The organism is Thiothrix nivea DSM 5205, assembly GCF_000260135.1.
Classification (GTDB): Bacteria; Pseudomonadota; Gammaproteobacteria; order Thiotrichales; family Thiotrichaceae; genus Thiothrix; species Thiothrix nivea.
This window is the reverse complement of sequence record NZ_JH651384.1, coordinates 3,763,479-3,786,660: the sequence shown is the minus strand read 5'-3', so window position 1 is coordinate 3,786,660 and position 23,182 is coordinate 3,763,479. Positions and strand designations below refer to the sequence as shown.

The following is a 23,182-nucleotide window of genomic DNA, read 5'->3' as shown; positions in this document are numbered from 1 at the left end:
ATGGCCACCACCCGTATTCTTGTATTGGGTCAGTCCAATGCCGCCAACCATCTGGAACGGGTCGACAGTTTGCGCTATCCCGGTAAGTGTGACACCTCGGAAGCTTCTTCAGGGCTAACTTACCAAGGCAATTTGTGGGTTGGGCTCACCAACCGCTTACAGGCAGCAGGCAAGGATGTTTTTATCAAGTCGATTGCAGTTGGTTCAACCCATGTTGCTGACTGGCTAGATCCAGGCTTTTCCATTGAACACAACGGCAAAAGCTTTTACCCACGGCGAACACTGGAGGCAACACTGACAGCAGGGGAATATCAATACATCATTTTCCAGCACGGGGAAAGCGACGTCATATCCAGAACCAGCACATCGAATTACTTTAACGCCCTGCAAAATATTTTTCGTTTGGTCAAAGAAAAAGCAGCTGCCACCCAAGTCTTATTAGCTCACGGTGGTTATTGGCTGATACCCGTGCAAGACAGGCTTTACCCTAATGACAAAGGCTTTAATGTCATGAAAAGCCAAGAAATGCTGACCGTCTCCCCTGAGTTTAAGGGAAACATAAAAATCGCTTTCTCGCAACCTCTATATCTTGATGAAAGCCATCTTATCCAGGGGGATGGCCATATCAATGCCAAGGGGCAGGATTTACTGATCAACAAATGGTTTGCTTTTTTCATGGGGATACTCTGAGCCCCATCACTCCATGGTACGCACCAAACGGATGGCCTTGTTGTTAATATCGCCCTGAAGCGCTTGGGTGACAACACCAAACCGGAAATGGAGTACCCAAACCCAGTAAGGTTCCGCATCGTTCATGACGGGTGAGCTACTCCACAAAGAATACGCGGAATCGGGGAAGACTGCCGTATTGAATGCCGGGTCAGACCGACAAAATTCCACGATGCTTTCCAGTTCTTTGATATTGGGGATACGCCAATCTGCATAACCGGCAAAACCACCTTGTGCATCCAGGGTTTGAACATGGTTCAAAGCCACTGCCCAAGGCATATTGTCGGTTGCATAACCCATGCACTGGTCATCCTGGGGGTCATCTGGCGTGTCGTTATCGGTAAACACCTGCCCTTCCAGGCAACGCTTCCACATCAAACCGGAAGGTGTATGTGCAACGGTGCCATCGGGACGGAAAATAAAATGATGGGCAGGTGTCGTGGGCGTTATGTTTTCATTCGTACACTGAACCCCGGCCAACGTATCCAGGCCTGCCCCCGCCCCCAGAAACGGGCCATACACCAAACGTACCGACTTTAGGGAAATAGTATCAGAGGATTCTTTTCCACTATTGCCTTCCCGGAAATTGACACTTCCACTGCCCTTGATAACCAGGCCGTCATCATCCTGTTTTTCCGGCATGGCAGACCAATATTCCCCGTTAGTCTCTGGAAAATAGCTTGTATCAATGGCAGGATCCCGATGGGAAAAATCCATGATGGAGCGCAGCTCCTGCATGGTTGGAAGACGCCAGTCCATTGCCCCACACCAACCTGCATGATTGGCCTTCTGCACACGCTCACTCAGTTGCGACGAAAGATAGGTATTGTCAGCGCTTTGTGTTATTTCCCAAACCAAGCCCGTTACATTGTCTTTGACACATGACCAACGGCTGCCCAAGCGTTCTGAACCATTATCATCCCATGTTTGGTCTTGTATCGACAAAGCCAGCCCATTGACACCCAATTTAGTAAAACTAAAGCCTGCATGACCGTCGCTGTCGTCATTAAAAACCGTATCACGTCCCGATAGGGCATCCTGTCCCGGAGGAACAGGATCACCCTCCATATCCGTCAACAAAGAACAATGCACATCATGGTTATAGCTGCCCTGCACAGCGTCGTCCGCACACAAAGTAATGCCGGTATCATTCAATTTACCAACAGGGCCAGCCTGTACAGTTTGCCCCTCAGGAATCATCAAACCAGCAGGAGGGGCTGTTAATTGCACTACTTTTAGCTCCGGCACATACTCACCGGGCACACAGGAAGACCCGAGCAAAATCACTGAAATGAATAACCCAACACATTTAGCTTTCTCTCTCACAACACCCCATCCGCCCGTTTTACCTACGTCCTATCATTAGACCAAGAATAACCCAAAAAGTTGGGTTACATCACCGCGACAAACTACATCCTACCACCTGCCATCAATCAACCTGCTGTCAGGCTTTTTTATTAACGCTGTCATGGAACTGACACACTCCTACGCTTTAATGCCTGTCGAGAATGGCATTCACATAGGTTTAACATGAGCACCATCCTGATCGTAGAAGATGAACAACCCATCCGTAGCATGGTGGGTTTTGCACTGGGGCGCGCCGGTTACGAGCTGGCCGAAGCCGCCGATGCCGAACAGGCGTATGCTGAAATCGACCGCCAGCGCCCCCAGCTGATCCTAATGGACTGGATGCTGCCCGGCATCAATGGCCTTGAGCTGGTACGGCGTTTACAACGTGACTGCAATACGCAAGATATCCCCATCATCATGCTGACCGCCCGCACGGAAGAAACTGATAAAATCAATGGGTTTCGCGCCGGAATAGACGATTTCATCAGCAAACCTTTCTCCCCTGCTGAACTGGTGGCGCGGATTCAGGCCGTATTGCGCCGCACCCAGAATGCCCAGCCCACCGACGTGCTGGAGTTTGAGGAGTTGATACTGGACTCGCGCAGCCACCGCGTCACCGCCCGGGGCGAAGAACTGGAATTTGGCCCGACTGAATACCGCCTGCTAAAGTTTTTCATGCAACACCCCGACCGCGTATACAGCCGCGAGCAATTACTCAACAATGCCTGGGGGCGCAATGTTTACGTGGAAGAACGCACGGTGGATGTGCACATCCTGCGTTTGCGCAAATCGTTGGCACCACATGGGCTTGACCATTACATCCAGACCGTCCGGGGGGCTGGCTACCGCTTTTCACCCAACCCTTGACCTATGGCAACAAGCTGCCCGCCCTAAACACAACCGTCACAAAAGCGTCACTGGCTTGCAGCATTTACCCTGCAAAATCAGGGTTATGTTCTTTGTAAGATTGTGTAATTGTGACTGCCCCCAACCTCAAACTCATCCACAACAACACCCGGCTGGCAGTGGTCACCGAAACCTGGCCACCGGAAGTCAATGGCGTTGCCAACACCATCTACCGGCTGGTGGAGGGTTTGCGTAGCCATGGCGGCTACCACATCCAGCTGGTACGCCCGCGACAACAACCGCGCGAACGCCCCACCCATGCAGAAGGTTTTCAGGAATACCTGGTCAATGGCCTGGCTCTGCCGTTTTACAAGGAAGTCCGCCTCGGTTTCCCACAATACAACGCCCTCAAGCGCCAGTGGAAAAAGCAGCGTCCCGACATCGTACAAATTGTCACCGAAGGCCCGCTCGGCTATTCGGCGATGAAGGCAGCCAAGAAACTCGGTATCCCGGTCATCAGTGATTTCCACACCAATTTTGACCAGTACAGCCGCTACTACCGCCTCAGCAGTTTTTTCAACCTGGCCAAGCGCTATTTGCGCCACGTCCATAACCAGACCCTGGTCACGCTGGTGCCAACCCGTGAACTCAGCCAGCAACTGGCCGCCACCGGCTATGAAAAGCTCGACATCCTCGCCCGGGGCATCGACGCAGAACTGTTCAACCCACAACGCCGCAGCCCACAACTGCGGGCGCAACTCGGCATCCAGCCCGAGCAGTTGCTGGTCACATTGGTGACACGCATGGCGCAGGAAAAAAACCTGGATCTGGCGTTTGCCGCTTTCCGCACCATCCAGCAGGTTGTGCCGGAGGCGCGTTTCCTGCTGGTCGGTGACGGCCCTGAGCGCAGGCGTTTGCAGGAACAACACCCCGACTGCCTGTTCGCCGGGATGCGCCGGGGCGTGGAACTGGCGGAGCATTTCGCCAGCGGCGACCTGTTCCTTTACCCCAGCACCAGCGAAACCTTCGGCAATGTCATCATGGAAGCGATGGCCAGCGGCCTGCCGGTGGTGACTTTCGATTACGCCGCCGCCCGCGAGCACATCCGCAGCGGCGAAAACGGCATGGCGGTGCTGCTGGAAGATAATGATGCCTTCATCCAAGCCAGCGCTACATTGGCGCAGGATGCCGCTTTACGCCAGCGTATGGGCATCGCCGCGACCCAAACTGCCCACAACCTGAGCTGGGAAAAGGTCGTACAGCGCCTGCACAACACCATCCAAACTGTCCTTCACGAGGTGAGCCATGAAACTGTTACATCAGCTTAACGACCGTGAAATTCCATTGTGCCTGCTGTTCAACCAGGTCAACCACTGGAAACCGGTCAGCCTGTTTTTTGCTGTGATCAGCCGCCTCGGTGATGGCGTGTTCTGGTATGTGTTGATGCTGATGCTGCCGTTGATTTACGGCTGGGAAGCAGCACAGGTTTCCCTGCACATGGGGCTGGTGGCGCTGGCCGGGCTGACCGTTTACAAATGGCTGAAAACTTCAACCGAACGGGTGCGCCCTTACCGCCATAACGGCCATATTTTCCGGAATGTGGCGGCGCTGGACCAGTTCAGCTTCCCTTCCGGCCACACCTTACACGCGGTTGGTTTCAGTACGGTGCTGCTGCACTATTACCCGGAATGGGCGGTGCTGGTGGTTCCGTTTGCCGCGCTGGTGGCTTTGTCACGGGTGATCCTGGGGCTGCATTACCCTAGCGACGTGTTGATCGGCGCATGTCTGGGGGTGGGGTTGGCACAGGGCAGTTTCCTGCTGTTGCCTTATCTGTTCTAAGCGGTGTTTCTTCTCCAGCTCAAGGAGTTTCGCCATGACTTTGCAGCCAGTAACCCTGGAGGGGCGACTAGTGCGCCTCGAACCACTCAACAAGTGGCATATACCCGATTTGCTGGAAGCAGCCCGCGATGAACAGCTGTGGCAATACATGTTTTACGGCAACCTGGCAGAGCCGCAACACATGGAAAGTTTCATCGGCAACGCCATCCGCCTACGCGAGGCCGGCACCGACCTGCCGTTTGCCGTTATCCACCAACAATCCGGCAAGGCCATCGGCAGCACCCGCTTCCGCGACATCTGCATGAAACACATGAAACTGGAAATCGGTGCTACCTGGTACGCCACTGAACACCAGCGCAGTGGTGTCAATCTGGAAAGCAAATACCTGCTATTGCGCCATGCGTTTGAAACTTTTGGCATTTTACGGGTGCAGTTCAAGACCGACATCCGCAACAGGCGCTCACGCCAATCGCTGGAAAAGATGGGGGCAGTGCTGGAAGGCATACTCCGCCGCAGTGCCGTCATGCCGGACGGGGTAATCCGCGACACCGCCATTTACAGCATTCTGGATACCGAATGGGGGCTGGCAAAACAGGGGCTGGAAGCGCGGATGCAACAAGGCAACAACCTGCCAAGCATAATGGTGACCTTACCTTCCTACCTGACACATCATGCAGGGTAGCACATCTCGACAACCCGTTCTTAAGGTCAATGAAGGTTTTCAGCTTGTCGGGCACAAGCCCGCCCTCATCGACGTAGTGGCCCAGCACAAACTCGATGAATTCACGACACCCACAAGATTACCCACATAAACGTGGGATACGTCAAGACACCATGAAACAGAAAACCCCTTACAGATTGCCGCCTGTAAGGGGTTTTTGGTACTTTGTGAACCGTCATGATTCACTGAGGCGGCGACCAATGAATTCAGATAATAAGCCAATGAATAATAATGATAATTCCATATTCAAAACTGCCCAATACCAACAAAAGTACCATCATCAGGAAGCCTCTACCGTTGCAACAGGTGGAAAATTCCACACAAGGAAACAATAAAAGCAATCAGACAAGCGGGGGGATAATTCAGAAATGCCCAGTTACCCTACTGCCAAAACTGACAAAAGATACTTTGCAAGCCCTGAATAGTTGGTGCTTTTGTTGGTACATGAAGCCTATTACTGACCTGATACCAACAAAAAAGCCGGGAACAATGCCCCGGCCTTTCTTGATCATGTCTTGATTACCAGACCTGCACAAATGCCACGCCCCCACGGTTTGAACACTTGGCACGTCCGCCGGTTGGCAGGTTGCAAGTAATGTGGGAATACAAGCCCTGTTCTGCATATTCCCGAACGTAGCGGCGCATTACCACCAGCGCCAGCGCTGGACTGCGCAAGGCTTGCTTGAAGCGGTATGTTTCCATGTCAGGGGTGAACGCCCGGAAAGTAAAAACAGCATTCATATCGAAATACCTCTATCAGTTTGTTGTGTTGTTGGGTTCAGGGTTGTTGATTGCATAAAGGCTTCGTTCATCAGGGCAGTTGATTGCATAAAGGCTTCGTTCAATCAGCTCAAATACAATATGAGCTTCTGCCATGTTTATGTTTTCTTCAAAGCTAGCTTTTGCAGCAATGCCAGCGATTATTTGCAGGTTGTGCAGGTCTAATACGTTTTTCATATCGAAATACCTCTATCAGTTTGTTGTTTCATTGTTGGCTGGAAGGATAACCCCCCAGCCGTTCCGTCCTGGCGTTTCCCAATATGGGGAGCGTGTCGCCTTCACGTGATACCTCTTTTTACACCTTGCCCGGTGCTGGGTATAAGCCTTGCCCGGCTCTGGGTAGCGTCCTTCCTTGCTCTGAATGCGTAGCCTGACAGTTCTCAGGCAGTCGCTACAGCCTTCTATTTGGTGGCGTCATTGCCGTGCTATTTGTTGCGGTTCCGCCGCTTCCTCCGGTCTTACAGCCTGCCAGTAAGGGACTTCATGGAATGGTCGGGTATCTTCCTGCTTTGTGCTGCCTGCCATTGCAGCCAGTCTGAAACCCTATCCACCCATCACGCCAAAACGTGAACCTTTCGGGAAGTCAACCAAATGGCAAGCCGTTCTAGTTCTTTTGCGCCTTGCTGCCTGTTCCGTTGCGCTATGGGTGTATTATGCCGCCCTATCATGTTAAACATAAGTTACATTTATTATGATTTTTGCAAATGAAAAGTTTACATATGGAAGGTGATAACTGCGGGTTTTGGCTAGGTTGCGGCTTGAATGCCTTGCTCTGCCTTGTCTTGCTGTATGTGGGGGGCGTAAATGTTAGTTCTACAGCTTGCCGGGAACCTCTGAAAATTCCCGACAAGCGGTAGTTATTGGCTAGTCTTTCCCGTACTTCCCCATAAATTCTTCCCGAATTTTGGTAGCTAGATCATCGTATTTGCTTTCTGTGGCGTCCGTAATGGTTGTTTCAATCCGTTGCGCCGGTCTGCCGTCTGCCCTATCCAGTATTTCCTTGCCAGCCGCTACCCGCGCCTCTGCCGGTTGCTGCGGGTCTGTGGCAATCTCCACAAGGGCATTCAGCGCATCATCCACATATAGGCTTGCCCGCTCTTTCACGCTTGCGCTGATTTTGTTGGTAGTGCCTGCCTTGCGCCCCCCGGTCTTTGCCCGTCCGGGTTTGAACTGTGTCACTTTTGAGCTTTCGCCGTTTCCTGTTCCGATCATGGTTAGTTCCTCTTTTTTTCCTCTATTTTAGAGGGAAGAAAGCCGGGAACATTCCCGGCTCTGGTGGTGGTTATCGCTTACGGTTGCGGAACTCTGCGAGGCAGATAACCCGCGCTTGTCGTTCCGCTTCATGCTTTGGCAATCCGCCTGAATATTCCATTATGGCGGCTCTTTCCTCGAAGGCTTCCCGCCATTCTTCGCTGGATACTTCTTTAGAATGCCCAGTTACCCTACTGCCAAAACTGACAAAATGGGGCGCTACCTGCCCCCCACCGTGCACGTCCGCTTTCAGCATTTGCTGATACTTTGCATAGTTCGCCATCATGCCGCCCTCGGATTCAGTGCATACGTGGTTTTTGGTCTACCGCCTGTCAATTCTTCGGAATCAATAAGCCAGCCGTAATCTGTCAGCATATCCAGCCCGGTTTCAATGTCGGATTTGTTGCCTAATCCGCTCCATTGCTTCCGGTAAATATCCCGCGCCGTGAATTGTTCGGGAAGGTTGCCCGCTTTTACCTTGCTTAGAATTGCCTTTGCTGCGGTCACTTCCGGCATGTTCACGCTGGCATATAGTCGGTTTGCGTGACTCTCAAAGTAGCCAGCCAGTGATAGAGCCATAAGTAACGGCCTTCTACCGATCTTGCCGCGCCCCTTTGTCGCAAGGTGCAGAATAAGTGCCAATGCAGGAACCATTTTCCGGTACTTGGACAGATGGGATTCAAACGCCGGGTGCAGTTCATCACTACGCAAGCGCCGCTCTAAGTCATGCCGCCAATCCCTGAAAATCTCGATAGCTTCAGCATCAAATCTCAGATAAGGCAGGCCGTCCGGGTTTCCTTCATGGTCGGTGTCTTGTTCGGCGTCTACTTCCTGTGATTGCAATTCATCCAGATAGGAAAACAGGTGGTTAATCTCCCTTGCCTTTTCCCTGTCTGGCTGTCGGTCAACTTCTTTGTAATCCTGCAAGTCAGGCCATACAGCAAGACTGAAACGCTGTAACAGGCCGTCATCACCATCCCCACCCTTGATAGCCTGATTCACGTAGCTGGCAATTTTGCCGGGTTGTGTCGCCCCCAGCATGGAAATGGTCACGGCCTCAACATGCAGGTTCAGGCCACGTGTAATACGGTCACTGGTGAACGAGTCGTTACCGTTCCAGCCAGTCAAGAATAGCGCCCGTTGCTCTGCCCTATCCTCCCGCTCCATGCCCTTGAGCAAGCCCACCAGTTCATCCCGGTAAACCATCACGCCGTTGTCATTGGTGCGCAACACTTCAAGCAAGGCTTCTGGGGTGGTGTCCTGCACCATGTAGCGTTTAGGCGTTGGTGCTTCCATGTCTTCCGCCATGAATGCCGACACATCAAGCGCCGCGTTTGGGTCTTTCAATAGTGTCTTCTGTGCTTGCGCTTGCGCCGCCTTCGCCCGCATATCCCTAACCAAGGCATCAGCCTTGTGTTGTGCTGCATTCTGCTGATGTTCTGCATTTGCACGGGCAATTAATGCTTTCAGTGGTTTGAGTGCTGCCGACATGGATGGGGATTTCATAACCCCTGGCCTGCCGATCACCAGCGCCCAAAGGTTGGCGGTTTCCGTCCAATCGGTGTTTTCTTGTGGCCTTACACCGATCTTTCGCCCTATAACGGTAGCCAGCCCAGCCAGTACCGATACAGCCACATAATCAGGCGGGCAGTTCATCCGCTCCGAAACATCCTGCACATAACCACGGACAAGCGGCGGCAACCAGTCATAATCAAGCCTATGTACTGCTGGCAGGTCTGAGGGTAGTTTCTGCGGTGCTGGAAAATCTGTTCCCGCCTGTTCCGTCCTGATGAATGGCAGGACTTCCAAAGAGTGCGCCGGTTTCATGCCGCCACCCCCAGCCGGTAGAAGTTCACCGCGTCATTGAAGTCCGAAAGGGACAAGGGGGCGTTATCCGTGAACTCAGGGACAATCAACGTAACGCCGGGGACTTGCGCGGATACTTCCCTTGCTTTGGTTAATCCGGGGTTGCCCGGTGTTTTGCGGTCATTATCCGCGCATAGGGTTATAGGGATATTCAGGAACCGCCGCCGGAATGCTTGCGCCACGGGTAGCAGGCTTCCAGCATCAAAAGCCACCAATACAGGCAATCGGTAGGCTTCATGCAGGCTTGCACCGGTTGCCCAGCCTTCGCAGATGATAACGCCGTGTGCGCCTGCCAGCTCACCAAACAGGAAGGATAAACCACGTTTGCGCCCACCTTTCAGAAAACGCTTTGCTCCGTCTGGCTTGATGATTTGTAGGTTATGCAGGTTGCCCGAAAGGTCGGTAATCGGAATAACCAGATTGCCCAAAGATTGCCGGATACCATGCGCCTGTACCTGTTTCCGCTCTAGGTAGGGGTGCGTATGGCCTGCCGGTTCCGCATTACACCAGATTGAAATGGCTTTATCCCGCGCCGCGTTCTGCCGTCTGGATTGTTCCGCCTGCCGTTCCTGTTCCTGCTGGTGCTGGATGCGTTTCAGTTCTGCAAGGTCAGACCGTGAAAGGCTGCTTTCCTCGAATGAACTCCACTTGTGGGCGTAACCTTCCCGCCAATCACCAAAGCGGGCAACCATGCCCCAGCGTGTCAGGTGGCAGGCATACCAGCCCGCTTTATCGCCACGTCTAGCAGTATCGAACCGTTCCAGCTTGCCAGTAGCTTGGAGGGTTGCGGGGGCGTTGCCAATGGCTGCAAGCATGGCAGAACGCAGGGAATCCAGCATTTCCCCGGTACTTTTGGGGGCGTGTTTCATTGTTGCGCCCCCTGCAATCCGTTGATAAATGCCTGAATGTCTGCCGACTTCCAGCCGACAGCACGCAGCCCGATCTTGACCCGCGCCGGGAATTTACCAGCCGCTTCAAGTCGGTAGATGGTGGATTTTGAAAGCCCTGTCTGTGCAATAACGTCTTTCAGTCTGGAAATTGAAGCCGTATTCATGGATTACCTCGCATGTAAAAAAAAGATTTACAACTTTTTGGTAATGTCCTAGAATTCCAGCAATAAGAGGTATCAAGTTCTTATTCTGCTGGTATCCGGGTATTACCCTGATAACAATCTGGCAAGCAGGAAGCCGACTACTGGTAATAGTCGGCTTTTTTGTGCCTACCATTTTTAAGCTTATCACGCTCTAATAAGAATCATAAAGTTTCAAGCCGTTACGCTGCTGATTTTTGCGCCTGTGCCTTCCTTTCTTCCAGTGCCTTGATGGTTCTAAGCGCCCGGTTGATTTCAGCATTCACCGATCTGTCACCCTGCTTTGCTCGCTCCACTATCCACGCTTCCAGTGCCGAATCAATGCGAATTGAACGAGGTGCGGCACGTTTGGTTTGCTGTTTCATCTGATGTTTTCTCCTATGCTTATTGGTAATACAAAAGCATACCACACAAGAAATGGTAATACAATGTAGCGCGTAATCATCCCCTTGAATACATTTGCATACCATAGCAATATGCACGAACCCGCCGTAATACCCCCGTAATGGCTGCGTAATGGGCAATTTCGGGCAAAAAGGCGGGAACATGGCATATCCGCCCACAACAAGAGTAGACAGCATGACAACAGACAACAGACCGCCACCGTATTCCATCCGGCTTGCGCCAGAATTGCGGGCAAAGCTGGAAGAGGCCGCAAAGATCACAGGCAGAACGCTTCCCGCTGAAATAAGCGCCAGACTGGAAAGCACTTTTCACGATGAACCGTTATCACTTGCCGCGCAACTTGCCCCGATCATGCAGGCGAAACACACAACGGCAAGCACCCCCACGCCATCAAGCAAGGAACTGTTCATGATGCTGGAAGAACTGCGGGGGCGTGTTGAGGAATTGGAGAGGCGCACCAGTGACACGCTGTAATAGTTCAAGTGGCACACCATCGTTTTACTTTTGCGGTCTAGTGGTACGGTAGTGGTACGTTTTGAATGGTCTAGTGGTACACCTTCAACATTAAAAACCCCTTTCCATGCTGATTAACTGCAAGATAATTAACAGTAAAAATATTAATTCTTAATTAATATGATTGCACGCCGGGTTGCACACCGGGTTACACACTTTTTCGGTCGGGTTGCACACCGGGTAGGACGCTTTTTGAATCGGGCATGACATCGGGTTAACGCCGGGTTGCACAAAAAAGCCGGGTAGGACGCCGGGTTAATGTCGGGTTTCACACTGAATTATTAGCCGTTAAATACCTGCATATTTTGTTCTGCTTTATTCGCTTAGTGGTACGTCAAAACGGGATAGTGGTACACATCCGACACACCAAAGCGGGGTAGTGGTACATCCAAATATCTGAATCTGATTGCTTGCCAACAAACTGTTGGATAGTTTTGGTTCACCAATCAAATAACAACAATAGGGCTAATTCTATGGGGTTTCGATTTCGCAAAAGTTTTTCAATCATGCCGGGTATGCGCCTTAATATCACCCATCGCGGCGCAAGTACAACCATAGGCGGTAACGGCCTTACGGTAAACGCCGGTAGGCGTGGAATTCGTGGAACCGCAAGCATTCCAGGTTCTGGCCTATCGTACTCTGGCAATATCATCAGCGCCGGTCATGGTGCGGGTTCTGGAGTAAGCGCTTCTAAATCCCCCTCCTTTCAGCGCCCCACGTAATCCCGGACACTCAGCCCATCAGCAACAGATTGCATGGGAGAACACGATGAATCCAGGTCAAGATGGGCGTCTGGCGTACTGGCAAGCCCAGCTCCAACGCTTCCAGTCCTCCGGCCTTTCCGGAGTCCAGTATTGTGAACAGGAACAGTTGAGTTACCACGGCTTTGTCTACTGGCGGCGCAAATTATGCGGTACGGCGGGCAAGCCGCCCGGGGATGGCAAACGCCCGGTATTGCCAGAGCCTTCCGGTTTCGTGACTGTCCGCCCGGCGCAGCCGGGGACAGACGCCCGGACGGGCGATGGCCTGGAGCTGTCCCTGCCGAATGGCCTGGTGATCAGGAATATCCACCCCGGCAATGTGGCCTTGCTGCGCCGGTTGCTGGGGCAGTTGTAATGGCCCGTTATTTCCGCCCCGCCGGGGAGATGCCGGACATTTACCTTTACCGCCCGCCCATTGATTTCCGCAAGGCCGCCCAGGGGCTGGCGGCGATCGTGGCGCAGGAATTGGGCCACGACCCGTTTGCCGGGGCGCTGTACGCCTTCACCAACCGCCAGCGCACGAAAATCAAATGCCTGTATTGGGAAGACAATGGCTTTGTGCTGTATTACAAAGCCCTGGCGGAAGAGAAGTTCCATTGGCCGCAAACGGGGGATGGCGGGGTGATGGCGCTGACGGCCCAGCAGATCAACTGGCTGCTGGACGGTTATGACATCAGCCTGCTCAAAGGGCATAAAAAGTTGTGCTACGGGGCGCTGTTTTAGCGACTTATCCTGATGATTTTGTTATCATTTAACCCATGGATTTAGCACCGCCGCCAGCCCCCAAAACCACATCCCATAGCGACCTGGACGCTGCCCGCCTGCGCCAGTTGCTGGCGCAGCAAGAGGCGGAATTTGCCGCCGTCCTGAAACAGCGTGACCACCATATCCAGCTCCTGGAAGAAATGCTGCGCCTGGCCAAAATACAGCGGTTTAGCGCCCAGTCTGAAAAGCTCCCCTTCCAGATTGACCTGTTTGATGAAGCCGAGTTGGCAACCGCGCTGGAGGACATCGCCGGACGACTGCCGGAGGCGGAACCCGCCAGGCCCCGCCCCAGCCAACGCCAGCGCGGCTTCCCGCCCGGGCTGAAGCGCCAACGGGTGGAGCTGTTGTTGGGTGATGCGGAAAAAGCCGGGGCGACCCGCACGTTTTTCACCAAGGTCAAGGAAGAGCTGGACTACATCCCGGCGCAACTGGTGGTGCTGGAATACTGGCAGGAAAAAGCCGTGTTTGCCGCCGGGGCCAGCCAGGATCCCGCCCCGGCAACGGCAGATGGCGGGCCAACGCTGGTCGCCGCCGCCCGTCCGCCCCATCCGTTGGGCAAATGCCATGCCAGCCTCAACCTGCTGACGCAGGTCATCATCGCCAAATACGCCGATGGCCTGCCCCTGTACCGCCTGGAGGGCATTTTCAAACGCCACGGCGCGGAACTCAGCCGCAGCAGCATGGCCCACTGGATCATCCGTCTGGAGGACAGCTTCAAACCCCTGCTCAACCTGCTGCGCGAAACCCAGAACAGCGGCGCTTACCTGCAAGGCGATGAAACCCGCATCCAGGTGCTGAAGGAGGACGGCAAAACCGCCCAGGCCGACAAATGGATGTGGGTGGTGCGGGGCGGCCCGCCGAACCAGGTGGCGGTCTTGTTTGAATACGACCCCAGCCGGGCGGGGAGCGTCCCCGAACGCCTACTGATGGACTTCCACGGCATTTTCCAGGCCGACGGCTATTCCGGTTACGCCGCCGTGTGCCGCAACAACGCCATCACCCGCATTGGCTGCTGGGACCATGCCCGCCGCAAGTTCGTGGAGGCCGTCAAGGCGGCGGGCGGCAAACAGGCCCGTGGCAAACCCACCCTGGCGGATATTGCCCTGGGCATGATCCGCAGGCTCTACCGCATCGAGGACAACATCAAGGGCCTGGACACGGCGGAGAAATACCGCCTGCGCCAGCAGTTGAGCGTGCCCCTGCTCAACGAACTGAAAACCTGGCTGGAAACGCAGGTCGGCAAGGTGATGAAAGGCGGCCTCACCCGCAAGGCGATGGAATACTGCCTCAACCAGTGGGAATACCTGAGTGGCTACTGCCAACGCGGCGACCTGCATATCAGCAATGTGCTGGCGGAGAACGCCATCCGTCCCTTTGCCGTGGGCCGCAAAGCCTGGCTGTTTGCCGACACCCCGCATGGCGCGCGCGCCAGCGCCGCCTGTTATTCCCTGATTGAAACCGCCAAGGCCAACGGCCTCGAACCGTATGCCTATATCCGCTATCTGCTGGAGCATATCGCCCAGGCCGACACCCTGGAAAAATGGGAGGCCCTCCTGCCATGGAATGTGCCGCTGGAGAAATGTGCGAAAAAAGTCCCTTTTTTTGACAAGGGCAAGTAGGGCGATTTAACGGCGCTTACGTTCTGGATGTGCCACATTGATAAAGCGTGCTCTTTTCTGGATGCTGATGATTATCTGTGTGTTGTTCGTGGCAATGTGTAGCGCCAGCACTTGAACCATGTTCAATATCCGCTTCTGTCAGTTTTGGCAGTGCCATAACTAGGCGTTTTCAGAAAATCACATCCAAGCAAGGGAATGGGTCACACCACAATAACCTACTTAAATAGTAGGTTATTATTTCAAAAATGGTTCTAAGGGTACTTGTCAAAAGCCTACGGCTATCCTACCCGTTTGAACGGTATCACCTGCGCACCATCCCGCAAGCTATCCAGATAATCAGCCCATGTCTGCATCATGGCTGTACGCTGTTCAATGTGTTGGCTGCGGTCGTATGCCCTGCGCACCTCAGAACCAACACTATGGGCAAGCTGTTTTTCTATCAGGTCGGAATGGAAGCCCATTTCATACAGCCGGGTACTGGCAAGCGCCCTGAATCCGTGCGCGGTCATGGTGTCGTTATCGTACCCAAGCCGCCGCAATGCCTGCCTGATTGTGTTGTTGCTCATTGGCTTGCTGGTATCCGTGCGGGAAGGAAACACATAGCGCCGCTTGCCCGTGATTGGCTTCATTTCTTCCAGTAGCGCAAGCGCCTGACTGCACAAGGGGACTACATGCACCCTACCAGCTTTCATTTTCTCTGCCTGGATAACCCAAACGGCTTTTACCGTGTCCACCTCTGCCCATTCCATTTGCCGCAACTCCCCCGGCCTTGTGAACAGGTAGGCGGAAAGCTGCAAGGCTATACGGGTTTCCATTGCGCCCCGGTAGTCATCCATAGCCCGCAACAGTTCCCCGACTTCCTGCGGGTCTGTGATGGCTGCAAAGTGCTTCCCCTTGGCTGGTGGCAATGCGCCTTTCAGGTCTGCGGTTTGGTCACGGGTAGCCCTGCCAGTAGCCACAGCATAGCGGAATACCTGACTGATGATAGTCTTGACCCTGTGGGCTGTTTCCAGCGTTCCGGCTTCTTCGATCTTGCGCAAGACTGCCAGTATGTCTGGTGGTTCAATCTCTCCAATGATGCGCCCCCCGACATAGGGGAAAACGTGCTTTTCCAGCCTTCTCTTGTTCCTGCTGCTGTGGCTTTCTGCCTGATCTGCGGAAAACTTCACATGCCATTCCAAGGCCACTGCCTCAAAACTGTTTGCTTGCTCTGCCAATCGTGCGCCCTTTGCCGCTTGCTTGTGGCTTGATGGGTCAATACCACGCGCCAACAGTTCACGCGCCGCCTGATGCCCTTCACGCGCCTGTTTCAGGCTTGTATCCGGGTAAGCTCCAAGGGCAAGAGTTTTCTGTTTGCCGTCCATGCGGTAGTTGTAGCGCCAGTATTTCCCGGAACTGGTGACATGCAGGTATAGCCCGCCACCGTCTGTGTAGCGTTTTGGCTTGCCATCTGGTGTTGGCTTTGCGTTCTTTGTTGCTGCGTCCGTCAATAGGCGTTTCATATTGTTGGTATCTCCCTTGGCTTGTGGTGGTAGTACCAACAAAGATACCAACAAAATGTTGGGATGTCATGAATCTGCTTAGGACGTTAAAAAGCAAAAACCCCTTACAGATTGCCGCCTGTAAGGGGTTTTTGGTACTTTGTGAACCGTCATGATTCACTGAATTGGTGGAGGCGGCGGGAATTGAACCCGCGTCCGCAAACCCTCCATCTGAAGGCCAGCTACATGCTTAGTCAGTCGTTTGTTTAACCCGATTGCCGCCAACTGACAGGCTGCTCACGGGCTGTCCCAATACTGTTTTAGTGGTTTGGCCTTGGGCGAGCCTCCCTCACGATCTTATGATTGGATGATGCCTGAATATTCGGCCTGCATAAGCACAGAACCGATCAGACAGCTTTCAACCGGTTATTAAGCGGCGAGAGCGTAAGAGTCGTCGTTTGCGACTATTGTTTGTGACTAGTGTTTAAGTGGTCACCACACCCACTGCATGCTCCCCAGACTTTGTGATCCACGTCGAAGCCAAGTCGCCCCCGGAATCTGCCAAAATCGGCGAATTTTCCATTATACAAGCAGACAAGCAAACTGTCATGCAATTCCATCATACAGAAACTATCCACCCCACCGCACGCTTGACTTACGCCATGGACAATTCTGCTGAAAAAGAATAGCTTGAATATGAGGCCGCTAGGGAGGAAAAAACGATGAAAGGCAAGCTGATATTGTTCATTTCAATCATGGGTATCACGGGAATTGCCGCTGCTGAATTCTTCGATGGTTTTGATAATGGCAGCGGAAGCGGGCAAAGCCAGGGGAACGGTCAGGGATATACCGATGCATACGGCCAAGGCTACGGCAGTGGTGCTGGTGATGTGAATGGCTGGGGAAGCGGGCAAGGTGATGCTGACGGGGCAGTTGATTTTGCGGTTACCTTCAAAGGCAGCGGCAGAACTGATATGGCGTCTGACGTGTATGGCAGCGGACAGGGCAACACAGCCGCTAACCTGTATAGTTACAGTGACGGTTATGGTTCTGGCTATAACAACCTTTACGGTTATACCAGCTTCTACACCAACAATGGGCCGTGGGGATACGGTTATCCGGGTTATTACGGGTCGCCTTATGGGTATACCCCTATGCCGGGCGGATACGGTTACCCTATGATGTCACCTTATGGAATGGCAGCGCAGGCTCCCAGTTTTAACCAGGTGCAACAGCAAATGCGGGCGCAGGCACAAGTGCAACCCCAAACAACTGCCCCGACACCTGCACAATGAACAAATGTTAAGCAACTATTCACTCTCTAACCAATATGATCGGGGATATTAATGAGGAGTGATAGTTTTCGCGCACCATCATTGACCGGCACAGCATTTGATAATAACAAAAATCAGCCAAAGGGGGGCTGTTCATGGACATTGAATATAAAATCATCTTACTGCTGATTTCGCTATCCATAGTGAATTTGGGGGTTACGCTGCTCTTATCATAAGAGATGGGTACATTCGCCACATAGACAAAGAAAAAGCCCCTGAAAGGGGCTTTTTCGTTTGCTTCAAGCAAGACTGAAATTACTTGGATTGGGCAACCATCCAGTCAACCGCTGCCTTGACTTCATCTTCAGACAGTGCAGGGTTACCACCCTTGGCTGGCATGGCATTTTTACCGTTCAGGGCGCTAGTGTACATGGCGTCATTGCCAGTGGCAATGCGAGGTTCCCACGCCGCTTTGTCAGCCAGCTTTGGTGCACCAGCAACACCAGCATCATGGCAGCTGAAGCACAGGCCACGGTAGACTTTTTCGCCATCAACAGCGCCTGCTGGAGCCGCAGCCTGTTGGGCTGCGTCACCGGCTGCCTGAGCGGCATCACCAGCGGCTTCTTTAGTGGCATCGACTGCCTGGGCAGCAGCATCACCGGCTGCCTGAGCGGCATCACCGGCGGCTTGGGCGGCATCACCAGCAGCTTCTTTGGCTGCATCCATTGCCTGTCCAGCGGCATCACCTGCTGCCTGCGCGGCATCGCCAACAGCTTCTTTGGTTGCATCCATTGCCTGTCCAGCGGCATCGCCAGCACTCTGGGCTGCGTCTTTCATCGCATCCATAGCGTTGCCGGCTGTTGAGCTTTCCTGGGCTGGTGCTTCAGCTTTTGGGGCTTCTTCTTTTTTCTCACCACAACCACTCAGAACGCCAAGCGCCAAGAACAGCGCAGATACACTAACGGCAATCTTCTTCATTGATTTCATCTCCTGGGATTTTTTGGAATGGAAATTTTGAAACATAGGGGGGAAGGATTATGTTTTTCCTTTGTGGAACCAGATTGGCAGCATAGATCTCCACGCTGCTTTTGCCTCTCTCTTGTCATATATATCAGATAACAATGGGCGAATATCGTAATTGACCCCTATAGCCCATGTCAATTGCACGCCTTAAAAAATACCCGCCACACTTGAGTATCACTTACCACCGAATTATGCTGGCAACATTGGAATTGATTGGCTGCTACCCATGAGTGAAGAACACCCTTATCTGCAAGCATTCCGTGGCTCTTTCTCCGGCATTTTGCGCTGGCATCAACTTGACGCACTGTGGAAGCAGGTACTGGCTGATCACGGTAATGGCTGGTACGTCTATGCAGTCGGGGAGGAACCACCCGTAACGGCGCTGGCAGGTGAGCCGCTTAACCGCGTTGTGCGGGAGCTGGATGAATTGCTGCGCCGTGACCACGACGAAGATTATTGCGGCATCGTGTATGCCGATGACATGCACAAACCTTCCTACGTTAAAGTTTTTGACCCCCACAACCTGGGGTCGACTTGCGGTTCCAGCGGCAACCCACCGCTACCGGGCTGGATATTATCCAAAATGCCGCCCATCAATCTGCCTGCCGCTCTCCCGCAACCCAATAGCCGCCGTCGCTGGTGGCAAAAGCTGTTTACCCATGCCCACTAAAGATCCCATCACCATTGTTGGTCTGCTGGCTACCATCATGCTGGCAACAGGCGCTGCCATGCTATACCTCCCACCTGAGCTGCAACCATTACAACCACAGAAACCACAGATCGTCTTTTCCAGCCCATTCAAAGACCCCGCGCCTGCCAAAGTGCCTGCACAGGTTGTGGCTCAACCACCTCCAATAACGCCCGCGCCACCTGTAACGCCCGCACAGCCTGCGGCTGCCACACCCCCTGCCCCGCCACCGCTGGCCTTGCCGAGCCTGAGCGATACCGAACTGGCAGAACTGACCCCGGCTGAGCGTGAACACTACAACAACATGCGCCAATCCCTGCAACAGGTATTACAACAGGTGGAAACACTGACACAGGCGAACGCCGACCTGCAACAAACCATTGAACAGAGCAGCGCCAAAAACGAGCAGCTCGATAGCGAAATCGACAAGCTGCGCGCCAACCAGGGCGAAACTGGCGCAGCACAACAGTAAAACGCCTCACCCGCGTTTAAGTTGCCGTACCAGAAACCGCGCCGGGTGCAGATTGCCATACAAGCTTGCCTGCAATGGCAATGGCTCGCCACTCAGTTGCGCCGCCAGCAACTCCGCGCACAAACCACTGGTCACCAACCCCCGCGCGCCCAAGCCCGCCAGCATGAACAAACCCGGTTGGTATTGTGCCGCAGGAAATGCCTGCCCTAACCTGCCATGCCGCAAATCGACATAAGCTGTCTGGAAAAACGCCACATCCGGCAATGCCCCAACTACTGGGTAGCGGTCAGGCGTAGTCATGCGGATAGCGGCATGGCCACTTTCAAGCCGCCCGAGGGATGCTGCAAACGCAGGTAAATGCTGCGCAAGCTGGTGGTAATTGAAGGTATCGGCCCCTGCATCCAATACCGCATCACGCACCTTGCGCACAAACGTCGCACCGAAAACATGCTGCCCTTCCACGGCTGGCGTCAGGTAACCTTCATGCCCCAAGGCAATTTTGAGCCTGGCGCTGACATCCGACGCCTGCGCCAGGCTGGTCTGCCCCATCACGGGCATGAATGGCAAGAAAGCGCTTTGCCCAAACCGGTCTGCCTCCCGCCCGTTGGCCAGCAGGGTAACCGTTGCGGCTGGAACTGCTTGCGCTTCCGTCAAGGTGCGTACCTCAATATTGTCATGGGCAACCAGAGCAGCGCACAAGCTGGCCGGGTTCAACCAACCTGCCTGCGGGAAATAACTGGCTCCGGCTGGTAAGGGGATACCGGCAACCTCAGCAGCCTCCCCAGCGTCGAGGATACGTACAAAATCCTCCGTCAGCCCACGCTCACGAATAGCCTGCTGGCGGGCGGCTTCGCGCGGCTCATGCGCCAGTTGCAATGCCCCGCACTGCGCCCAGCTGATGTCATGGCCATCCTCCACCAATTGGCGGATTTGGCGGACAACATACAGGAACGCTTGACGGTAGAACATTTCGCCCCAGCCCGGTTCCGCTGTCAGTTTCGGCGTCAGCACCCCGGCGCGGTTGCCGGAAGCCTCCATCGCCAAACGGGCATGGCGCTCCAGCAGGGTCACTTGCCAGCCACGCTGCGCCAATGCGTTGGCTATCTGGCAACCGGCAATGCCACCGCCGATGATGGTTGCACGGCGATCCCCGACAGGTTCCGGTAGCGCGAACCAAGGGGGAATACGCCCTACCCCACCGTCTGCTGGCAAACTTGCCACCAACATTTCGCGCTTTTTACCAAACCCCTTGTGCTTTTCAACCCTGAAACCGGCGGCTTGCAGATGACGGCGCACCTCGCTGGCAGCCGTGAACGTAGCCAGGGTGGTTTGTGTATGGCTGAGGCCAGCAATGGCCTGCATAACCGGCAGTGCCCACATCGCCGGGTTACGGGCAGGCGCGAAACCGTCCAGAAACCAGGCATCAACCTTTGCCACCAGCTCCGCCAAAGCCGCCTGTACATCCATGAAGCACAGGGTCAGGGTAATACGCCCCTGCGCCAGACGCAGGCGGTGGAAGCCCGTCACCAGTGGTGGATAATTTTCCAAAAGTTCAGCGGCAAACGTTTGCAGTTCCGGCCAGGCTGCCAGCAACTCCCGCAAGGTGTTTTTGGTGATGGGGTGTTTTTCGATGGAAATGAAGTGCAAGCGCCCACAACGCTGCGGGTCAACCTGCCATGCCTGCCAGGTTGCGAGAAAATTCAACCCGGCACCAAAGCCGGTTTCGGCAATAACGAACTGCTCCCTGCCCTGCCAGCGTTGGGGCAGGTGGTTGCCTTGCAGAAATACATGCCGGGTTTCCGCCAAACCATCCTGACGGGAAAAATAGCAATCAGCGAATGCAGGCGCATACGGCGTGCCAGTGGCATCAAGCTGGATGTGGGCGGGAACAAGTTCTTGCATAGCACCGCAGTATACTGTTCCGGATTGCGGGACAACACTGTGGGCAATAAAAAAGCCCGACATTCAGGGGATTGAATGCCGGGCTTTTCAGTTTGCCTACGCAACGGCAGGCGGTGTCAGCAGCACGCTTACATCATGCCGCCCATACCACCCATGCCGCTCATGTCAGGCATTGGAGCTGCATCTTTCTTCGGCAGTTCAGCCACCATCGCTTCGGTAGTGATGATCAGGCCGGAAACAGACGCTGCGTTTTGCAGGGCAGTACGGGTAACTTTGGTAGGATCCAGGATACCCATGGCGATCATGTCGCCGTACTCGGACGTGCGGGCGTTGTAACCGAAGTTGCCTTCGCCAGCTTCCACCGCGTTCAGGACAACATCAGCAGACTCGCCAGCGTTGCCAACGATCTGGCGCAGCGGCTCTTCCATCGCGCGCATGGCGATCTTGATGCCCATATCCTGATCGTGGTTGTCGCCTTTCAGGTCGCCGATGGATTGCAGGGCGCGTACCAGCGCAACGCCACCGCCAGGCACTACGCCTTCTTCCACCGCAGCACGGGTTGCGTGCAGGGCGTCTTCAACGCGGGCTTTCTTTTCCTTCATTTCGACTTCGGTGGCAGCGCCAACCTTGATGACTGCAACACCGCCAGCCAGTTTGGCTACGCGCTCTTGCAGTTTTTCACGGTCGTAGTCGGACGTGGTGGTTTCGATCTGTGCACGGATTTGGTCAACACGACCCTTGATGTCATCAGCAGCGCCAGCGCCGTCGATGATGGTGGTGTTTTCCTTGGTGATGACCACGCGCTTGGCTTGACCCAGATCGTCGAGGGTGACTTGATCCAGGCTCATGCCGACTTCTTCAGAAATGACAGTACCGCCAGTCAGGATCGCGATGTCTTGCAGCATGGCTTTGCGACGGTCGCCGAAACCAGGCGCTTTAACAGCAGCCACTTTCACGATGCCACGGATGTTATTCACAACCAGAGTCGCCAGTGCTTCGCCTTCGATGTCTTCAGCAATGATCATCAGCGGCTTGCCAGCCTTGGCAGCGCCTTCCAGCGCAGGCAGCAGTTCGCGGATGTTGGAAATTTTCTTGTCGTGCAGCAGGATGTATGGGGTTTCCAGTTCGGCAGCCATACTCTGCTGATTGTTGACAAAGTAAGGGGACAGGTAGCCACGGTCAAACTGCATACCTTCCACAACGTCGAGTTCGTTGTCGAGGCCGGAACCTTCTTCAACGGTAATGACGCCTTCCTTGCCCACTTTATCCATCGCGTTGGCGATGATGTTGCCGATAGCTTCGTCAGAGTTGGCAGAAATGGTGCCAACCTGGGCAATCGCGTTGTTGTCTGCGCAAGGCTTGGACATGGCTTGCAGTTGCTCAACCGCAGCGATGACTGCCTTGTCGATACCGCGCTTTAGATCCATCGGGTTCATGCCAGCGGTAACGGCTTTCATGCCTTCACGGACGATAGCCTGCGCCAGAACGGTCGCAGTAGTGGTGCCGTCACCGGCAGCGTCGGAAGTTTTGGAAGAAACTTCTTTCACCAGTTGCGCGCCCATGTTCTCGAACTTGTCTTCCAGTTCGATTTCCTTGGCGACGGATACACCGTCCTTGGTAACGGTTGGCGCACCGAAAGATTTTTCCAGCACGACGTTACGGCCTTTAGGCCCCAGGGTAACTTTTACAGCATTAGCCAGAACGTTAACGCCTTTCACCATGCGGGAACGGGCGTCATCACCAAAACGTACTTCTTTAGCACTCATTGTCTTAAACCTCTTTCAAATCTTGTCCGGGTAGGGAAATG

The 23,182-nt window shown here is 54.1% G+C and carries 26 protein-coding genes and 1 other RNA gene; 13 read left to right on the top strand and 14 right to left on the bottom strand.

The annotated features are described in order from the left end of the window. On the top strand, positions 1–690 hold the full coding sequence (locus THINI_RS18860) for a hypothetical protein (RefSeq protein ID WP_002710117.1): 690 nt from the start codon (positions 1–3) through the stop codon (positions 688–690). 6 nt (positions 691–696) lie between these two features. Here THINI_RS18860 and THINI_RS23765 read toward each other — a convergent pair whose 3' ends face one another. Continuing rightward, positions 697–2,055: an Lcl C-terminal domain-containing protein gene (locus THINI_RS23765; RefSeq protein ID WP_002710116.1), complete on the bottom strand. Its 1,359-nt coding sequence runs from the start codon at positions 2,053–2,055 to the stop codon at positions 697–699. Between the two features lie 204 nt (positions 2,056–2,259). On the opposite strand from THINI_RS23765, the gene phoB reads away from it, so the two are divergent. From phoB to THINI_RS18835, 4 genes are all read left to right on the top strand, one after another. Continuing rightward, a complete protein-coding gene (phoB, locus tag THINI_RS18850) occupies positions 2,260–2,946 on the top strand; it encodes a phosphate regulon transcriptional regulator PhoB (RefSeq protein ID WP_002710115.1) in 687 nt (228 codons plus the stop codon). A 110-nt stretch (positions 2,947–3,056) separates the two neighbouring features. Next, positions 3,057–4,253, top strand: a complete 1,197-nt coding sequence (locus THINI_RS18845) for a glycosyltransferase family 4 protein (protein ID WP_002710114.1) — start codon at positions 3,057–3,059, stop codon at positions 4,251–4,253. After that, positions 4,231–4,764: a phosphatase PAP2 family protein gene (locus tag THINI_RS18840; protein ID WP_002710113.1), complete on the top strand. Its 534-nt coding sequence runs from the start codon at positions 4,231–4,233 to the stop codon at positions 4,762–4,764. The genes THINI_RS18845 and THINI_RS18840 overlap by 23 nt, the downstream gene beginning before the upstream one ends. A gap of 34 nt (positions 4,765–4,798) precedes the next feature. Continuing rightward, positions 4,799–5,446 carry a GNAT family N-acetyltransferase gene (locus THINI_RS18835; protein WP_002710112.1) on the top strand — a complete coding sequence of 216 codons (648 nt, stop codon included), beginning with the start codon at positions 4,799–4,801 and terminating at the stop codon, positions 5,444–5,446. Positions 5,447–6,004: 558 nt separating this feature from the next. On the opposite strand, the gene THINI_RS18830 is transcribed toward THINI_RS18835, so the two are convergent. From THINI_RS18830 to THINI_RS18795, 8 genes are all read right to left on the bottom strand, one after another. After that, positions 6,005–6,226 (bottom strand): hypothetical protein, encoded by a 222-nt coding sequence (locus THINI_RS18830; RefSeq protein ID WP_002710111.1) that lies wholly within the window; start codon positions 6,224–6,226, stop codon positions 6,005–6,007. Positions 6,227–6,241: 15 nt separating this feature from the next. After that, positions 6,242–6,442: a hypothetical protein gene (locus tag THINI_RS18825; protein ID WP_002710110.1), complete on the bottom strand. Its 201-nt coding sequence runs from the start codon at positions 6,440–6,442 to the stop codon at positions 6,242–6,244. Between the two features lie 687 nt (positions 6,443–7,129). Beyond that, complete coding sequence (locus THINI_RS18820; protein WP_002710109.1) at positions 7,130–7,477, bottom strand: hypothetical protein; 348 nt, start codon at positions 7,475–7,477, stop codon at positions 7,130–7,132. Positions 7,478–7,547: 70 nt separating this feature from the next. Then, the gene (locus THINI_RS18815; protein WP_002710108.1) at positions 7,548–7,802 is read right to left on the bottom strand and encodes a hypothetical protein; all 255 of its coding nucleotides are present in this window, start codon (positions 7,800–7,802) and stop codon (positions 7,548–7,550) included. Continuing rightward, on the bottom strand, positions 7,799–9,343 hold the full coding sequence (locus THINI_RS18810) for a YfjI family protein (protein WP_002710107.1): 1,545 nt from the start codon (positions 9,341–9,343) through the stop codon (positions 7,799–7,801). The genes THINI_RS18815 and THINI_RS18810 overlap by 4 nt, the downstream gene beginning before the upstream one ends. Then, the gene (locus THINI_RS18805) at positions 9,340–10,251 is read right to left on the bottom strand and encodes a toprim domain-containing protein (RefSeq protein ID WP_002710106.1); all 912 of its coding nucleotides are present in this window, start codon (positions 10,249–10,251) and stop codon (positions 9,340–9,342) included. The genes THINI_RS18810 and THINI_RS18805 overlap by 4 nt, the downstream gene beginning before the upstream one ends. Continuing rightward, complete coding sequence (locus tag THINI_RS18800; RefSeq protein ID WP_002710105.1) at positions 10,248–10,436, bottom strand: helix-turn-helix transcriptional regulator; 189 nt, start codon at positions 10,434–10,436, stop codon at positions 10,248–10,250. Before THINI_RS18800 ends, THINI_RS18805 begins: the two co-directional genes overlap by 4 nt. A gap of 218 nt (positions 10,437–10,654) precedes the next feature. Then, positions 10,655–10,837 (bottom strand): hypothetical protein, encoded by a 183-nt coding sequence (locus THINI_RS18795; RefSeq protein ID WP_002710104.1) that lies wholly within the window; start codon positions 10,835–10,837, stop codon positions 10,655–10,657. A 214-nt stretch (positions 10,838–11,051) separates the two neighbouring features. Between THINI_RS18795 and THINI_RS18790 the strand changes: the two genes are divergently transcribed. From THINI_RS18790 to tnpC, 5 genes are all read left to right on the top strand, one after another. Further along, positions 11,052–11,351 (top strand): TraY domain-containing protein, encoded by a 300-nt coding sequence (locus THINI_RS18790; protein ID WP_002710103.1) that lies wholly within the window; start codon positions 11,052–11,054, stop codon positions 11,349–11,351. A 512-nt stretch (positions 11,352–11,863) separates the two neighbouring features. Next, complete coding sequence (locus THINI_RS27390; RefSeq protein ID WP_002710102.1) at positions 11,864–12,112, top strand: DUF4236 domain-containing protein; 249 nt, start codon at positions 11,864–11,866, stop codon at positions 12,110–12,112. A 46-nt stretch (positions 12,113–12,158) separates the two neighbouring features. Then, positions 12,159–12,506 carry an IS66 family insertion sequence element accessory protein TnpA gene (gene tnpA, locus THINI_RS25810; protein WP_002706643.1) on the top strand — a complete coding sequence of 116 codons (348 nt, stop codon included), beginning with the start codon at positions 12,159–12,161 and terminating at the stop codon, positions 12,504–12,506. Beyond that, positions 12,506–12,874, top strand: a complete 369-nt coding sequence (tnpB, locus tag THINI_RS25805; RefSeq protein WP_002706841.1) for an IS66 family insertion sequence element accessory protein TnpB — start codon at positions 12,506–12,508, stop codon at positions 12,872–12,874. The genes tnpA and tnpB overlap by 1 nt, the downstream gene beginning before the upstream one ends. Positions 12,875–12,909: 35 nt before the next feature. Continuing rightward, positions 12,910–14,535 carry an IS66 family transposase gene (gene tnpC / locus THINI_RS18775; RefSeq protein WP_002707094.1) on the top strand — a complete coding sequence of 542 codons (1,626 nt, stop codon included), beginning with the start codon at positions 12,910–12,912 and terminating at the stop codon, positions 14,533–14,535. A 278-nt stretch (positions 14,536–14,813) separates the two neighbouring features. Here the strand turns inward: tnpC and THINI_RS18770 are convergent, their stop codons facing one another. Both THINI_RS18770 and ssrA read right to left on the bottom strand, forming a co-directional pair. Continuing rightward, on the bottom strand, positions 14,814–16,037 hold the full coding sequence (locus THINI_RS18770; RefSeq protein WP_002710101.1) for a tyrosine-type recombinase/integrase: 1,224 nt from the start codon (positions 16,035–16,037) through the stop codon (positions 14,814–14,816). A 165-nt stretch (positions 16,038–16,202) separates the two neighbouring features. After that, positions 16,203–16,569: a transfer-messenger RNA gene (gene ssrA, locus THINI_RS24550) on the bottom strand. Between the two features lie 169 nt (positions 16,570–16,738). Between ssrA and THINI_RS24545 the strand changes: the two genes are divergently transcribed. Beyond that, positions 16,739–17,311: a hypothetical protein gene (locus THINI_RS24545; protein WP_002710100.1), complete on the top strand. Its 573-nt coding sequence runs from the start codon at positions 16,739–16,741 to the stop codon at positions 17,309–17,311. Positions 17,312–17,605: 294 nt separating this feature from the next. Here the strand turns inward: THINI_RS24545 and THINI_RS18760 are convergent, their stop codons facing one another. Then, positions 17,606–18,268 (bottom strand): c-type cytochrome, encoded by a 663-nt coding sequence (locus tag THINI_RS18760; protein WP_002710099.1) that lies wholly within the window; start codon positions 18,266–18,268, stop codon positions 17,606–17,608. Positions 18,269–18,539: 271 nt separating this feature from the next. Between THINI_RS18760 and THINI_RS18755 the strand changes: the two genes are divergently transcribed. Together THINI_RS18755 and THINI_RS18750 are read left to right on the top strand one after the other, a co-directional pair. Then, entirely contained in the window at positions 18,540–18,983 is a 444-nt protein-coding gene (locus tag THINI_RS18755) for a hypothetical protein (RefSeq protein ID WP_002710098.1), read from the top strand. Beyond that, positions 18,973–19,473, top strand: a complete 501-nt coding sequence (locus THINI_RS18750) for a hypothetical protein (protein ID WP_002710097.1) — start codon at positions 18,973–18,975, stop codon at positions 19,471–19,473. The genes THINI_RS18755 and THINI_RS18750 overlap by 11 nt, the downstream gene beginning before the upstream one ends. A 6-nt stretch (positions 19,474–19,479) precedes the next feature. On the opposite strand, the gene mnmC is transcribed toward THINI_RS18750, so the two are convergent. Beyond that, on the bottom strand, positions 19,480–21,375 hold the full coding sequence (mnmC, locus tag THINI_RS18745; RefSeq protein WP_002710096.1) for a bifunctional tRNA (5-methylaminomethyl-2-thiouridine)(34)-methyltransferase MnmC2/FAD-dependent 5-carboxymethylaminomethyl-2-thiouridine(34) oxidoreductase MnmC1: 1,896 nt from the start codon (positions 21,373–21,375) through the stop codon (positions 19,480–19,482). A 128-nt stretch (positions 21,376–21,503) separates the two neighbouring features. Further along, entirely contained in the window at positions 21,504–23,141 is a 1,638-nt protein-coding gene (gene groL / locus THINI_RS18740; protein ID WP_002710095.1) for a chaperonin GroEL, read from the bottom strand. Positions 23,142–23,182: the final 41 nt, after the last annotated feature.

Bases quoted from the DNA above. Each gene is read 5' to 3' on its own strand.
- THINI_RS18860 (WP_002710117.1), top strand. From the start codon at position 1: ATGGCCACCACCCGTATTCTTGTATTGGGTCAGTCCAATGCCGCCAAC.
- phoB (WP_002710115.1), top strand. From the start codon at position 2,260: ATGAGCACCATCCTGATCGTAGAAGATGAACAACCCATCCGTAGCATG.
- THINI_RS18840 (WP_002710113.1), top strand. From the start codon at position 4,231: ATGAAACTGTTACATCAGCTTAACGACCGTGAAATTCCATTGTGCCTG.
- THINI_RS18835 (WP_002710112.1), top strand. From the start codon at position 4,799: ATGACTTTGCAGCCAGTAACCCTGGAGGGGCGACTAGTGCGCCTCGAA.
- THINI_RS18830 (WP_002710111.1), bottom strand. From the start codon at position 6,226: ATGAATGCTGTTTTTACTTTCCGGGCGTTCACCCCTGACATGGAAACA.
- THINI_RS18825 (WP_002710110.1), bottom strand. From the start codon at position 6,442: ATGAAAAACGTATTAGACCTGCACAACCTGCAAATAATCGCTGGCATT.
- THINI_RS18820 (WP_002710109.1), bottom strand. From the start codon at position 7,477: ATGATCGGAACAGGAAACGGCGAAAGCTCAAAAGTGACACAGTTCAAA.
- THINI_RS18815 (WP_002710108.1), bottom strand. From the start codon at position 7,802: ATGATGGCGAACTATGCAAAGTATCAGCAAATGCTGAAAGCGGACGTG.
- THINI_RS18810 (WP_002710107.1), bottom strand. From the start codon at position 9,343: ATGAAACCGGCGCACTCTTTGGAAGTCCTGCCATTCATCAGGACGGAA.
- THINI_RS18805 (WP_002710106.1), bottom strand. From the start codon at position 10,251: ATGAAACACGCCCCCAAAAGTACCGGGGAAATGCTGGATTCCCTGCGT.
- THINI_RS18800 (WP_002710105.1), bottom strand. From the start codon at position 10,436: ATGAATACGGCTTCAATTTCCAGACTGAAAGACGTTATTGCACAGACA.
- THINI_RS18795 (WP_002710104.1), bottom strand. From the start codon at position 10,837: ATGAAACAGCAAACCAAACGTGCCGCACCTCGTTCAATTCGCATTGAT.
- THINI_RS18790 (WP_002710103.1), top strand. From the start codon at position 11,052: ATGACAACAGACAACAGACCGCCACCGTATTCCATCCGGCTTGCGCCA.
- THINI_RS27390 (WP_002710102.1), top strand. From the start codon at position 11,864: ATGGGGTTTCGATTTCGCAAAAGTTTTTCAATCATGCCGGGTATGCGC.
- tnpA (WP_002706643.1), top strand. From the start codon at position 12,159: ATGAATCCAGGTCAAGATGGGCGTCTGGCGTACTGGCAAGCCCAGCTC.
- tnpB (WP_002706841.1), top strand. From the start codon at position 12,506: ATGGCCCGTTATTTCCGCCCCGCCGGGGAGATGCCGGACATTTACCTT.
- tnpC (WP_002707094.1), top strand. From the start codon at position 12,910: ATGGATTTAGCACCGCCGCCAGCCCCCAAAACCACATCCCATAGCGAC.
- THINI_RS18770 (WP_002710101.1), bottom strand. From the start codon at position 16,037: ATGAAACGCCTATTGACGGACGCAGCAACAAAGAACGCAAAGCCAACA.
- THINI_RS24545 (WP_002710100.1), top strand. From the start codon at position 16,739: ATGAAAGGCAAGCTGATATTGTTCATTTCAATCATGGGTATCACGGGA.
- THINI_RS18760 (WP_002710099.1), bottom strand. From the start codon at position 18,268: ATGAAGAAGATTGCCGTTAGTGTATCTGCGCTGTTCTTGGCGCTTGGC.
- THINI_RS18755 (WP_002710098.1), top strand. From the start codon at position 18,540: ATGAGTGAAGAACACCCTTATCTGCAAGCATTCCGTGGCTCTTTCTCC.
- THINI_RS18750 (WP_002710097.1), top strand. From the start codon at position 18,973: ATGCCCACTAAAGATCCCATCACCATTGTTGGTCTGCTGGCTACCATC.
- mnmC (WP_002710096.1), bottom strand. From the start codon at position 21,375: ATGCAAGAACTTGTTCCCGCCCACATCCAGCTTGATGCCACTGGCACG.
- groL (WP_002710095.1), bottom strand. From the start codon at position 23,141: ATGAGTGCTAAAGAAGTACGTTTTGGTGATGACGCCCGTTCCCGCATG.